The sequence below is a fragment of the Stieleria sedimenti genome (assembly GCF_025060895.1).
Taxonomy (GTDB): domain Bacteria; phylum Planctomycetota; class Planctomycetia; order Pirellulales; family Pirellulaceae; genus Stieleria; species Stieleria sedimenti.
Map to the genome: position 1 here is coordinate 1,493 of NZ_JANZKV010000255.1, position 12,812 is coordinate 14,304.

Here is a 12,812-nt window from a genome sequence, read left to right on the forward strand (position 1 = left end):
GGTATTGGGCTTGAGCCGCCTACTGTCGCTGCGTCGCGGCAACAGGGAATCGCCTCAAGGCGAAAACAGCAACGGTTTTTGAATCCCCTTTTTACCAATGCCCGTGCCCTTGCACCTGACATGAAAGTGCTGAAAAAGCAGGATTGGTTTCACGCCGACGGGTTTCCGATCGTCGTCGAGCGGCGCGATCCCCAGCAGCCATTCGGCCTGCACTGCCACGAGTTTTCGGAGATCGTGATCATCACCGGAGGGACGGGCGTGCACATCACCGGTAAAGACTCCTACGAACTGAAAGCGGGCGATACGTTTGTGATCGGGGGCGAGCGTCCGCACGACTATTTGAACATGGATCGGTTGAGTCTGATCAATATTCTGTTCGACCCGACCGATCTTCCCATGACTCTCGGCGACCTGCAGTCCCTTTCCGGCTACCACGCGCTGTTCACGCTGGAGCCTGCATCGCGACAACGACACCAGTTTACAAGTCGCTTGCAGCTCAACCCGGCCGAGATCGCCGAATCACTTCGCCTCGTCGACAAACTCGACAATGAACTCGCCGCTCGACAGCCGGGGTTTGAAGTGATGGCGATTGCCGCGATGTTGGAACTGATCACGTTCCTTTCCCGTTGCTATCGCCAAACCAGAAATCCGACAAGCAAAACGCTCATTCGCGTCGGCGAAACGATTACCCACATGAGACGCAACGTGGATCAGGCGATCTCGCTCGAAGAACTCGTGGCGATCTCCGGAATGTCGCGAACCAACTACATGCGGATGTTCGAAGCCGCGATGGGAACCTCTCCCATCAAATATCTGATTGAGCTGCGGATCGAAGAGGCCGGTCGGCTGCTAAGAAGCACCGACCAAACCATCACCGAGATTGCGTTCGACGTCGGATTCTCCGACAGCAATTATTTCAGTCGGCAGTTTCGTAAGGTCCACGGGCAATCTCCGCGCGACTACCGGAAACGCCACCGCTAAGCGGGCTGTCGATTTAGTCGATGCTCCGAAACCATCGTAGCCATGGTAGCCCGACGCGTTAGCGAGGGGCGCCGCGTGGCCCCTCGCTAACGCGCGCGGGCTTCAATCGACAGCCCGCGAAGCAACACGTGCTACGTCGGCCCCGACGTTACGCTAGAATGAATTCAGAGGAATCCAAAGATCGGCATCGGGTAGTTAAGGAACCGGGGGAACGAAACGGATGAGAAAGATAAAAGTGAACGTCGTGTGTTGCGATGACAGCGCAGAGAAACGGTCGCGGATTGTGGAAACGACAGTCGATACGTCGTGGTTGTCCGATCAGTTGATCGAAACGGCCGAGCAAGAGGTTGCTGCAGGTGAAGCGAGAGGATTGCACAACGGCGCGATCCATCCCGAGCACGGTGCGGTGACGTATTTGCAGGAAGTTAACGAAGGCGGATTCTCGGTCTTCGTGGGCGATCCGGACAATCTGCAAGAAACGTTTTTCGGCGTCGGTTCGTTCGTGGCGTTTATCGATGCGGAAGGGCCTGGCCATGCTTCCAAGGTTGGCCCAGAGGGCGTTAAACGGACATTCCGATTGCTGAAGGGGCACATTGAAATCTGAGTGGAAACGATGCGATGAGCCACACTACCGAAGCGTCTGCCACCAAACCGATTCTGTGGTGCCTGATCTTTGTCGGAGCGTGGTTGGCGGTTTCCGGTTTGGCGTCGTTTCTGGTGCAATGGAAAGCGTCCAAGTGGCCGACGGTGGAAGGTTCGATTCGCCGCGCCGAAGTGGTCCCCGAAAATGACTACTACTTTGTTCGGTTGGAATATGAATTCACCGTCGACGGCGTGGCGTACACCAGTGACGACGTCTATCTAAATTCTGGCATCGGCGGCATCTCGGTCGCCAGCGAAACGATGGGGGCGGAAACGCAAGCCTCCGCGGAGAGGCTCCGCGAGAACTACCCGGTCGGCAAGCCGGTGAAGGTCTACTACCAGCCCCAAAATCCCAGCCGCTCGGCATTGGTGATCGAAACAACCGGGATGCTCGTGATCGGCGTGTTCGGATTGATCCTCGCGACAATCGCCTTTTTGCCACTCAAGTTTCCCAAGCTGTTTCAATCAACACGCGAGCGAATCGACAGTGACGAGCGGGATCGTTGGGATAGGGTTCCCGTGGTCTACACCACCGCAGTGTTCGACCAACTTCAGCAGGAATGTGCCGAGCAGGATCAGACGCCCCCGTTCCATCCGGGATCGATCCTGGACTCACCGGAGATCGAACTCGTCCACTGGCAACCCGGCCAGCGAGTGGAGTTCAAGCGTTGTGATGGCGGACTGCTCTCACGCACGCCCGTCTACCTGGTTTGCATCGATTGGCAACCGCAAACGTTGGTGATCGGAAACGAAGGCGAAACCGAGTCGATTCCGTTCTCCGAGGTCAACGAACTGCGTCTCGGTGGGCTTCGTGAAAGGCGCAGCAGCGGTGGCAAGCATTCACAACGCTACGAAGCGTGGGATGTGTGGCTGGATGTGATCGTCGGTGCCCGACGAATCCGATTGGCCAGCCAAGGCGATTATCGTGATCCCGATCGGGCGTTTTGCCAAGGCTTGCGGCCGGCGGCGTTACTTGCGGTCAGCTTGGGCCGACAACTGCGTTGGGTCGGGTTCGATGGCCATGGAACGTATCGACCGCCCCGATTCGTCCCCGGGATTGAGAGCGCCGACCTGGAACGCCACGATTCCGCAGCCGCAGCACGTGGCAGCGACGAAACACGTGATGCGGTGTCGAGCGACGACGACACTCCAAGGGATCCGAGCCTCACGGTGGCGCAACAGGAATGGAAACCGATCTCCAAGCCGCCCAAGACGAGGATCTCCATGCAGCGTTCGGATGACTTTCTTCATGTCGCGTTGCCGCGACAGTTTCGATCTTCTGATTTGCAAGGTTTCGGTGCGGCGGTGCTGGTGGGCGGATTTGCCGCAATGATTGCTCCGGCCGCATTTCGCGATCCCGAACCGGGGCCACGGATCTTCGTCGGCGTGTTGTGTCTGATTCCCCTGACCGTGCTGATCCATGCGATCACCCAGTGGGCGAAATCGGGGGTGATTGACGTGACCGGCAATCGACTGACCGTCACCACGCGGGGACTGTTGCGATCCAAACGCCGTCAGTGGTCGATCGGCGACCTCTTGACGGTCAGCGTCGTTCCCTGCGGCGAAGAGCGAGGTGGATTGCCGATCGAAGAATTGGCTGTCATTTCCGTCGACGGGACCTATCAGCGTTACTTCAAACGGTTCAGCAATCGTGAACTCGCATGGATCGCTACATCCATCCGTCAGTTTCTCTCCTTTCCCGAACCGCCCGCGATCACGCAGTCCGATCCCGACAAAGCTGTGTTGGAAATCTCTCGCGGCTTGGCTCAATCCCAGCAGAAGGTGATGGAAGACGCGCTGCAGGAAATGAAACGCCAGTCCCGCCGTGTCCACGAAGGACTTGAGCAACGCGATACGATCCTTCAGACCGATGACGTCGAAACGGTGATGCCGCAGATCGCCGATGAGATTGTCGAACGAATGGAGCGGGCGGCGCGTTCTCGCACGGACGCCGTTCGCGCCGAATTCGGACTGATCGATTTTGAAGTTTGGGATCCGGGGAACTTGATTCGGTACCGAAACACCACGTTGGATCCGAAGGCGAATCTCATCCATGCGCTGATCAGCGGTGTGGGATATGCGTTCGTTTTGCTGTTCGTCGTTCCCTTTGCGATCCCGATCCTGGGGGCGATTGCGTTGATCCCGATCGACCTGATGGGGTCAAGGCGATGGCATTTCGTGGTCACCGACATGATGGCGTTCGGCGGCGGCCTGCTGTACTGGATCATCACACTGACGCTGTTGACGGTCGCCTGGACGTATCTGAAATTGGCGGCCGCATTCGCGCCACGAGAAATCGAATTGGACTGGAATCAACGACGATTGACGATTCGAGATTCACGCGGCGAACAGAGCTACAGTTTTCAAGAGATTAGACGACTGAACCTGCGTGAGGCTCGACGTCCCAGCGCAAAGCAAAAGGACTCGCTGTTTCGCCTGGAAGCACAGCTACCGGGACGCTCCGTGATCTTGTTGGAAGCCGATGAAGCGGATGAAATCGTCGGATTGGCAGAAACCGAGATGCCATCACAACAGCGCGTTCGGTTGTTGGCCGAAGAGCTTGCGCCACACCTGGGCGTCGCCATCGATCTGGCAGAACCGGTGACCGACCGCTTCAATGCTGTCGGCTATCCCGGCGAGGCACATCTGACGGATATGGTTCGTCTGTGGCGAATTGTCGACGGGCGAACAAAACGCAGGATCTCCCTCGCCATTGCGGCGATTCTTTTGTTCTGGATCTTTCGGATCGTGCGAAGCTATCAGGCGAATGCAGACGTCGGGTGACTCGCGTGGCGAACGCTCGTTCCCGGATTCTGGCCTACGCCGTGAACGATTTGTTAGCGGCAGGGCGCGAGCCCTCCGGTCTTTCACGGTGCAACCGGACGGCTCGCGGGCTGTCGATTTAGTCGGGTTCTGCTGAGTGAATGGTGAGCCGCTGGCCGTAAGGCCTCAGGCAACGTCGCAGGGCCCGGCCGCTGACGCGTCACGGCTCACAAAACCGACAGACCGCTCGCGCCGTTCCGCGATTACGCTATTCCACTTCCGCTTTTTGAGCGGCTGCAAGATCGCCGCGTTTACTCGCCTTTCAACTTCCAAATCAGGTAGTCGCTGGTCGTTTCGTGTTGCACGTTTTCCGCTCCCGGGTAGACCAACTCGCACTCGACACCGACGTTGCGACAGTGCTGTTGCAATTGCACGCCGAAGTTGGCGGTGTGTGTGGGGTCTTTGGCAGGTTTGCCCATCGCCGGCGGACCGCTATAGAACAGATGCACCGGCGGATCATCGTCGCTGACCAAGGCATACGGCGAGTACTCGGCGATCCAAGGCAAGATGGAGTCACGTTTGGCAAGGAATTCGTCGAACTGTGAAATCTTCTTTTCCGCATCGCCCATGAATCCAAACGCGTGGCCACCGTAGCGGCTGTTGGGAGTCCACGTTTTCATCTGCAGCGGATCGAGTGTGGTTTGTGCTCCGCGAACGGCCGCGCAGGTCAGTCGCGTCGACTGGCGTGCGATCGGATCGTCGCTGGACGGATCGGCCATGTCGGGATGAAATGCAAGCCACAAACTGGAGCATGCCCCGGCGGAACCACCGGACGCGCCGATGCGCTGGGGATCGATGTTCCATGCTTCGGCCTTGCTGCGGACAAATTGCAGCGCGCGGGCCGCGTCGTGAAGCGGTCCCTTGACCGGTGGTACCACGCCATCGGCCGTCGCTTCGGGGATGAAACGGTACTCGACCGAGACGACGGAGATGCCGGCGTCGAGCATCTCGGGCAACAGGTTCACCAGGCCACTCATCCGACCGCCGGCCATCCAGCCGCCACCGTGGATGAAGAACAGCAACGGTGTCGGAGCGTCGGATTCCGCTTTCCAGAAATGCAACTTCTGTTTGTGATGGGGGCCGTAGGCGACGTCAAACTCGGTCGGGTTGGGCAGCAGCGGACGCGTCGCCAAGTATCGTTCTGCTTCCTGTTCGTTGATCTCACGAACAAAAATGTTTCGCCAGCGAATCTCGCCGCCGTGTGTCTGCAACATGATCGGACCGGTCGACGGCAGCGGCAGCGCGCGGTCCCAGTAGTTTTCCATCACCGCGCCATCGACGACCAGACGATTGTTCAGCCAGACCCAGGTACGGTCGCCGATCTGACGAATCTTGAATTGATTCCACTGTCCGAACGGCCGATCCGCTTTCACCATCGGGTCGCGGCCCAAGGTATTGGGATTGTTATTGAACAGCCCTCCCGAGCCGAGATGCGGGCGGCGTGTGGGGCGCTTCGGATCGAAGACCTGATTGGAATCCCAGATTTGGACCTGTGGCGTGCCACGCAGATAGATGCCGCTGTCGGCCGACGGGACCGTTTTGTATTCCAGCAACAGTTCGATGTCGCCGAATTCCTCGTCGGTCGTGGCGTACGCTCCATGGCCGTCGTTGACCAGCTCGCCGTTTTCCACCCGCCAGTGGTCGGCGAACTCACGCCGTTGTTCGGCAAGTTTTGCTTCCTTCTTCTCGCCCGTCAGCTTCGCCACTTGGTGGGGATTCAGACCATGCCATCCGGACAAATCGGTGCCGTTAAAGATCGCCCGAAAACCTTCAGGCGGCTTCGGCTCGGCAGCCGTGGCGAGGGGGATCAGTTGCAGAAACACAAACAGGGCGCAACATCGCGCAGCGACACGAGACATGGTGAGCTCTCTGGAGGGGATGGGGTGGGAAGAGGACGATTGTAACCCGACCGGGGTCGGAAGGCTCGCGCCCAATGACGTAAAATGGTGGCGGACTTGCCGACCTTGGGCTCATGGGTGTGGGTTAGGCTTTCAGCCTGTCATTTCGTTATCGTTTGCCATCAGCTGCGAGCGCGGACGGCCTGTCGATTGAGTGAGCCGTGACGCGTAACCGGCCGGGCATCCTGGCGCCCGCCCGAGCCCTTACGGCCAGCGGCTCACCATTGTCGCAGCAGTTCCCGATTCAATCGACAAGCCGGCGGAGCCATCTGCGTCGTTTTGGATCCAACCACTTACCAGCAGCGATCTTGTCAATCATGCAGCCCCCCCCACCCCATGCAAACGACGACCCGTTTGATTTGGCACGCTTTGTCTCCGCACAGCGTGACAGCTACGAACAGGCCTTGTCCGAAATCGAACGCGGTCAAAAGCGCACGCACTGGATGTGGTTTGTCTTTCCACAACTTCGTGGCCTGGGCTTTAGTTCGACGGCGCAGTTGTACGGGATCAGCGGAATCGACGAGGCCCGCGCCTACCTGGTCCATCCCGTGTTGGGGACGCGATTGATTGAATGCTGCCAAGCAATCCTCTCGGTACGAGATCGCACGGCGACGCAGATTTTGGGACAACCCGATGATCTGAAACTGTGTTCTTGTGCGACTTTGTTCGCGTCTATTGCGGGGGACAACTCGGTGTTCCAGCAAGTCCTTGAGCGGTTTTTTGATGGAAAGGCAGACTCACGCACGTTGCAGTTGTTGGACAACGCGTGAAATCATCCATCATGGCTTCCCGCCCGGTGCGATCGCGGCTCCGAATCGATAGTCCGCGGCACCGATGAAGGTGTCATCGGAAATCAAGATTGTGTTGGCGTCACCTTGGCCGTCGGTGTCCTGAATGTCATGTCCCAGCTTGCGTAGCTGTTCGACCAATCCGGCATACTCGGGATCGTCGGCGCCCATGAATCGGACACGATTGGGAAACCACTCGTGATCGGTGCGGGGCGCGTCAACGGCCTCGCGCGCGGTCATCCCGAATTCCAAGACGTTCAACGTGACGCAGAACACCGTATTGATAATCGTCCGGCCACCGGGGCTGCCGGTAATCAGGTACGGCTGTCCATTCTTCAGCACAATGGTCGGCGTCATGGAACTGAGCATTCGTTTTTGCGGACGGACTTCGTTGGCAGCCGTTCCGATCGAGCCTTTCGTGTTGGTCACTCCCGGGCGGCGGTTGAAGTCACCCATTTCGTTGTTCAGCAAAAAACCTGCTCCGCGGACGACGATCCCGCTGCCGTAGCTGGCTTCCAGCGTGTAGGTGTTGCTGACCGCCATGCCGTGACGATCGATCACGGAAAAGTGCGTGGTTTCAAGACTTTCGTCCGGCTCGGTCAGCGGCGGCCCCAACAGATGACTGGGTGTGGCTCGGTCCAAGTCGATGGTGCTGGCCATGTATTTAGCGAAATCGGCACTCGCGAGGTGCTTGGGGATTTCGACAAAGTCGGGATCCCCCAGATACATCGCGCGATTGGCGTACGCCCGCCGCATCGCTTCGATCATCACATGGTTGGTCTTCACCGACCATCGCCCGGCGCGGCGGAGGTCAAATTGCGCGGCGATCCCCAGCATCTGTGTCAACGTGATGCCGCCGCTACTCGGCGGCGGGGGGCATAGCACTTCATAACTTCGAAACCGGCATCGGATCGGTTGTCGCACCCGGGCCCGGTATCGCAGCAGATCGTCGGTCGAAATCAATCCGCCGCCGGCTTTCATTTCCGCGGCGATCAAGTCGGCCGTTTTTCCGGCGTAAAAACCGTTGGGGCCGTCTTCGGCGATCCGCTGCAGCGTCGCGGCCAGATCGGAAAGCACGAGGCGGTCACCGGCCGTCCAATCCGTCCCGTCGGGTTTGCCATAAACACGGCGGAATTCCTCGTTGCTGCTGCCACGCAATTCTCGGTTCAACTCTGTCGCCAAACCTGCGTGGATCTCAAATCCGTCTCGGGCCAGCGCGACCGCCGGCGTGACCAGGGAGGTCCAGGCGAGCGAACCATACAATTCGTGAGCCAACTTCATCCCGCGGACCGTTCCGGGAACTCCGACGTACGGATGGGTGTGCGTGTCGTTGTTGTCGACAAACATCTCGCGCTCTGCCGCAAGCGGTGCTTTCTCACGATAGTCGATCATCAGCGGCGGGCTGCCGTCGTCGGGGTGAACCAGCATGAATCCACCGCCGCCGAGATTGCCGGCAGAGGGATGAGTCACGGCGAGGGCGAAGGCGGTCGCGATCGCCGAATCGACCGCCGTACCGCCCTGCTCCAAGATCGCTGCGCCGACCGCTGCCGCGTCGGGCGAAACCGCGACCACCATCCCGTCGCGGCTCTCTGCATCGCGAAGCGATTGCCCAAGCGCAGGCGTACTCTGAACCGCGAATCCAACGATAACAATCAACAATCCGAACTGGCAAACTCGCTGCACGTCTCCACCTCTCCAAAGTACTTCCGTCATTGACCGTCGCTAAACTATAACAGCACGGCCGGCGGGCGGCCTGTCGATTTAATCGATCTTCCCAGATCGACGCGATGGTCCCAGGCAACGACTGCAGTTTGATCGCACCCTTTCCAAGGAAGTTCATTGGTCACCGTTTTTACTCTTGTTATGGGATTGGTCGTCCTGACGATCGGGGCGGAACTGTTGGTGCGCGGCGCATCGAAATTGGCACTTGCGGTCGGGCTCTCACCGCTCGTCGTCGGTTTGACCGTGGTCGCGATCGGCACCAGTGCGCCGGAGTTGGTCGTCAGTCTGCAATCCACGTTGCGTGGACAGCCTGATGTGGCGATGGGAAACGTTTTAGGTAGCAACATCTTCAACGTCCTGTTCATCCTGGGCGTGTCGGCGCTGATCATCCCGCTGCGAGTCTCTCAACAACTGATCCGATTTGACGTACCGTTGATGGTCGGTCTGTCCGTGTTGGTGTTGGTCTTTTCCCTGGATGGGCGAATCGGCCGAGTCGATGGAGCGTTGCTCGTCGCGGGGCTGATCGGCTACGAGGCATGGGCCGTGATCAAGAGCCGAAAGGAACAGGCCGGAATCACGGCTCAATACGAGGCGGAGTATGGAAAAAAGCCGGCCGGAGATTCCGCGGGGCGGCTGCTGCTGAGCGTGTTGGTGCTGATCGCCGGACTCGTGCTGTTGGTCCTGGGCGCGCGGTGGTTCGTGGACGCGGCGGTGCTGTTGGCCAGGCAATTCGGAGTTTCCGAACTGGTGATCGGCCTGACGATTGTGGCCGCGGGGACCTCCCTTCCCGAGGTGGCGACTTCGATTGTCGCGGCGATACGTGGGGAACGCGACATCGCGGTGGGGAATGTGGTCGGCAGCAATCTGTTCAACATCATGGGCGTGCTGGGGATTTCTTCACTCGTTTCCACACAGGGCGTTGCGGTTTCAAACACCGCGATTGAACTGGATCTGCCCGTCATGGTGGCGGTCGCGGTTGCCTGCCTGCCGATTTTCTTTACCGGCCACCTGATCGCCCGCTGGGAAGGCGGTCTGTTTCTTGTGTACTACGTCGCCTACACGGCGTACCTGGTCACGGCGGCGACCGTGCCCGCCGTCAATCGCACCTTGTCGATCGTCATGATCGGGTTCGTCATTCCGCTGACGGTCATCACGCTGGCGGTCGCGGTCGTCCGGTACCGGCGCGCGCCAGACGCCGTCGCGGAGGCCCACGACGGATGAGTTTGCCGGTTCATTGTTGACGTTTTGTAGCACAATCGCCGCGTAGTTGTTTCTGCCATCGCTCGACGTGTAAACTAATTGCCCATGCCGCAATCCGACACGACCCGCGAGAGGCAATCATGACAAGCGGCCGGTTACAGCGAGAGTTGAAAAAAAAGAAACCGTTTTCGTCACCCGAGCAGGAGGCGTTGTTGAATCTATTACGGACCAATGACCAGTTCCAGAATCGCTTCGGTCGACTGTTCCGCCAGTTCGGATTGACGGCATCGCAGTACCACGTGCTGAGCATTCTCAGAGGAGAAGGCAAACCGATGCCGTGTTTGGAAGTTGCCGAGCGGATGATTCAAGTGGTCCCGGCGATCACGGGATTGATCGACCGGCTTGAAAAACAGGACATGGTTAGTCGACGACGCAGCACGGAAGACCGCCGTGTCGTGTTTATCGAGATCACGAAGAAGGCGCGGGCGGTGCTCAAGAAAATGGACGGCCCGGTCAATGATCTGCACAAGCAATTGATGGGACACCTGACCCGCTCGGAACTCAAAGAACTGAGCCGATTGCTGGAAAAGGCTCGGGGGTGAATCGGTGGCCGCCGGTTGCGCTCATTCCTCGCCGAACACGGATCCGTACGAATCGAAGTCCAATGCGGTGGTCAGCGATGATTCCATGTACCTCCGGCGTGCCTGTTCCAATAATTCCTCTGGATCGACTGGCATGTCCGCGTCGACACCATAAACCTCCAGTTCCAGCTGAACTTCGTCGCGACACGCCAAGGCCAATTCAATGAATTCGTCGATCGTAAGATCGAATCGGTCTTTCAGCCAACCGCGGCAGGTCGCGATCGATTCGTCCCCCGAGTACCAAAGTGCGTCGGAGACGAGCGTGCCGCCGTGGACGATCATCGTGAGAGGATCTTCGAGTTCCGCTTTGCGATGGTTTCGAACGGCATCGCAAATCACGTCGGGAAACTGCCATTTGGACAACACGCGTGCCCCGATGTCGACATGATCGATGCCATATTTCTGTCTTTCTAAATGAAACAGACGTTCTCTCGAGGTGCTCCGGTACAGCGACAGGTACTTTTCTCCTTCGACCTGTGCAAACACCAGCGTGCCCAGATGACTGAGCAGCCCCGTCGTGTAGGCATCGTTGTGATCCACGCCGCCCAAGTGGACGGCAAGTCGACGGGCGGCCGCCGCGGTCGTCAATGCCTGCCGCCAAAAGTCGTTGTAGAGCTCACGCGCTGCACCGGTGGAAAACGCGTTGGCAATGCTGAAGGTCATCGCGATCAAACGAATGCTTCGTTCGCCCAACAGCGATACGGCTTGGTGCAGATTGGTCACCGATGTTTTCAACCCGTAGCGAGAGGAGTTGACGACATGTAGCACGCGGCTGGACATCGCCGGATCGGCCCGGATGCAATCGACGATCTCGTGCAGACCGAAGTCGTCGTTTTTGGTCAATTGCAACAGCGATTGCGCCACTTCAGGGGGCGAATGAAGCAGGTCAGGGCGGTCGATCAATGCTTCAATTCGCTCAATCGTGCTCGAACCGGTCATGGTTTGGCGAGTCATGGCAACGTTTTCCAAAATCTTCTCCGGGTACTGTCATCGATGCTCACATCAACCCGTATCTGTCGGGGCGCGTAAGAAAACGTAGTTCAGGACTGTCCGCCATGTTCGAACGAAATATGGTAATGCCGTGGAACGCAGGACCACTTGGGGAAAACCCTCGTGGTTGCCCCCAATGAATTTCGATCGATTGACACCCTTTATCTGTTGCCCGACGACGAACGCGAGGAGGTCGTCACTCGGTTAGGGGCGACAGAGTCACCGGCCCAACAGAGGACACTGGCGGAACGTTTTCAACTCACGCAGCGGGATTGTGATTTGGGGAACTATCGTCAAATGGTGATTGTCGCGGACCATGACGACCCCACGGTGAAAGCATTTATCGACGACGCTTTATTGGACTATTCACGGCAGCAAAAAGTCACCAGCTTTATGCAACTGCATGTCACCCCAGACGAAATTCAGACCATGATCCAAAGTCTCGACGACTGACCCGTCCGATCGCTTTCCCATTTTTTGAGCACTCAATCTTTTGACCAATCAATCGTCAAGCATCGATGATGCTCGCCATTGCTCGTTGACGTTTGCCCCAGGCATCAACAAGCAGGCCCCAACATCAACCGCCGCCCAGTCCCCATGGAGACGGGCGGCGGTGGAATGGAGTGAGTTTGGTCAATTGAATCAGCTTTGGGATTCAACCAATTCAAAGTCGACGTTGTTTTCGCCGGCGACGACCTCGATGGTCGACGGTTCCAACGTGACTTCGCCGGTCGGTCTGCCTTTCCCCTTGGGGCGAACCAGTCCCGGATCGCCTGGTTTGGCCTTGGCGATTTCGAAACGGATGCGGTGTTTTCCTGGAATCGCGCCCGGCACGTTGGGTAGGTAGTACGCGGTGTATCGTCCCTGTTCATCGGTCAGGGCCAGCGAAGGTCGGCCTCCACCGCTGGGAACAAACTCGATACTGCCGTTCTTGATGGGTTCTCCGTCCATCGTCAAGACACCGGTGACTTGACCGAGCTTGGGCGAGGAGTCGCATCCGGTCTGCAAGACAGCCAGGACCAGGATGGCGGCCGCCCAGCGGAGCGGCCGACGAAATGTCGAATGATGTGTCATCGTCGTTCTCTGTGTGGTAATGATTAAGGTCCGTTCAGCCATTGTTTACGTTG

11 protein-coding genes are annotated in these 12,812 nt (G+C 58.3%); 7 read left to right on the forward strand and 4 right to left on the reverse strand.

What is annotated here, in order from left to right; translation table 11 throughout:
• Positions 1–120 precede the first annotated feature (120 nt).
• The 3 genes from NZK35_RS28300 (at position 121) to NZK35_RS28310 (ending at position 4,407) form a co-directional block, all read left to right on the forward strand.
• The gene (locus tag NZK35_RS28300; protein WP_259635887.1) at positions 121–981 is read left to right on the forward strand and encodes a helix-turn-helix domain-containing protein; all 861 of its coding nucleotides are present in this window, start codon (positions 121–123) and stop codon (positions 979–981) included.
• A 220-nt stretch (positions 982–1,201) separates the two neighbouring features.
• Positions 1,202–1,585, forward strand: a complete 384-nt coding sequence (locus tag NZK35_RS28305; RefSeq protein WP_259635888.1) for a hypothetical protein — start codon at positions 1,202–1,204, stop codon at positions 1,583–1,585.
• Positions 1,586–1,599: 14 nt separating this feature from the next.
• Positions 1,600–4,407: a DUF3592 domain-containing protein gene (locus NZK35_RS28310; RefSeq protein WP_259635889.1), complete on the forward strand. Its 2,808-nt coding sequence runs from the start codon at positions 1,600–1,602 to the stop codon at positions 4,405–4,407.
• Positions 4,408–4,697: 290 nt separating this feature from the next.
• Here NZK35_RS28310 and NZK35_RS28315 read toward each other — a convergent pair whose 3' ends face one another.
• Positions 4,698–6,305: a family 16 glycoside hydrolase gene (locus tag NZK35_RS28315; protein WP_259635890.1), complete on the reverse strand. Its 1,608-nt coding sequence runs from the start codon at positions 6,303–6,305 to the stop codon at positions 4,698–4,700.
• A gap of 356 nt (positions 6,306–6,661) precedes the next feature.
• Here NZK35_RS28315 and NZK35_RS28320 point away from each other — a divergent pair, with 356 nt between their 5' ends.
• Positions 6,662–7,114 carry a DUF1810 domain-containing protein gene (locus NZK35_RS28320; RefSeq protein WP_259635891.1) on the forward strand — a complete coding sequence of 151 codons (453 nt, stop codon included), beginning with the start codon at positions 6,662–6,664 and terminating at the stop codon, positions 7,112–7,114.
• Positions 7,115–7,123: 9 nt separating this feature from the next.
• Here NZK35_RS28320 and ggt read toward each other — a convergent pair whose 3' ends face one another.
• Complete coding sequence (ggt, locus tag NZK35_RS28325) at positions 7,124–8,815, reverse strand: gamma-glutamyltransferase (RefSeq protein WP_259635892.1); 1,692 nt, start codon at positions 8,813–8,815, stop codon at positions 7,124–7,126.
• A 156-nt stretch (positions 8,816–8,971) separates the two neighbouring features.
• Between ggt and NZK35_RS28330 the strand changes: the two genes are divergently transcribed.
• Positions 8,972–10,075 carry a calcium/sodium antiporter gene (locus NZK35_RS28330; protein WP_259635893.1) on the forward strand — a complete coding sequence of 368 codons (1,104 nt, stop codon included), beginning with the start codon at positions 8,972–8,974 and terminating at the stop codon, positions 10,073–10,075.
• Positions 10,076–10,194: 119 nt separating this feature from the next.
• Positions 10,195–10,656 (forward strand): MarR family winged helix-turn-helix transcriptional regulator, encoded by a 462-nt coding sequence (locus NZK35_RS28335; RefSeq protein ID WP_259635894.1) that lies wholly within the window; start codon positions 10,195–10,197, stop codon positions 10,654–10,656.
• A 21-nt stretch (positions 10,657–10,677) separates the two neighbouring features.
• Here NZK35_RS28335 and NZK35_RS28340 read toward each other — a convergent pair whose 3' ends face one another.
• A complete protein-coding gene (locus tag NZK35_RS28340; protein ID WP_259635895.1) occupies positions 10,678–11,649 on the reverse strand; it encodes an HDOD domain-containing protein in 972 nt (323 codons plus the stop codon).
• Positions 11,650–11,808: 159 nt separating this feature from the next.
• Between NZK35_RS28340 and NZK35_RS28345 the strand changes: the two genes are divergently transcribed.
• A complete protein-coding gene (locus NZK35_RS28345; protein WP_259635896.1) occupies positions 11,809–12,138 on the forward strand; it encodes a hypothetical protein in 330 nt (109 codons plus the stop codon).
• 189 nt (positions 12,139–12,327) lie between these two features.
• Here NZK35_RS28345 and NZK35_RS28350 read toward each other — a convergent pair whose 3' ends face one another.
• Entirely contained in the window at positions 12,328–12,759 is a 432-nt protein-coding gene (locus NZK35_RS28350; protein ID WP_259635897.1) for a carboxypeptidase-like regulatory domain-containing protein, read from the reverse strand.
• Positions 12,760–12,812: the final 53 nt, after the last annotated feature.

Coding starts and splice junctions, on each gene's coding strand:
- NZK35_RS28350 (WP_259635897.1), bottom strand. CDS start 12,759: ATGACACATCATTCGACATTTCGTCGGCCGCTCCGCTGGGCGGCCGCC.
- NZK35_RS28335 (WP_259635894.1), top strand. CDS start 10,195: ATGACAAGCGGCCGGTTACAGCGAGAGTTGAAAAAAAAGAAACCGTTT.
- NZK35_RS28300 (WP_259635887.1), top strand. CDS start 121: ATGAAAGTGCTGAAAAAGCAGGATTGGTTTCACGCCGACGGGTTTCCG.
- NZK35_RS28310 (WP_259635889.1), top strand. CDS start 1,600: ATGAGCCACACTACCGAAGCGTCTGCCACCAAACCGATTCTGTGGTGC.
- NZK35_RS28340 (WP_259635895.1), bottom strand. CDS start 11,649: ATGACTCGCCAAACCATGACCGGTTCGAGCACGATTGAGCGAATTGAA.
- NZK35_RS28305 (WP_259635888.1), top strand. CDS start 1,202: ATGAGAAAGATAAAAGTGAACGTCGTGTGTTGCGATGACAGCGCAGAG.
- NZK35_RS28315 (WP_259635890.1), bottom strand. CDS start 6,305: ATGTCTCGTGTCGCTGCGCGATGTTGCGCCCTGTTTGTGTTTCTGCAA.
- NZK35_RS28320 (WP_259635891.1), top strand. CDS start 6,662: ATGCAGCCCCCCCCACCCCATGCAAACGACGACCCGTTTGATTTGGCA.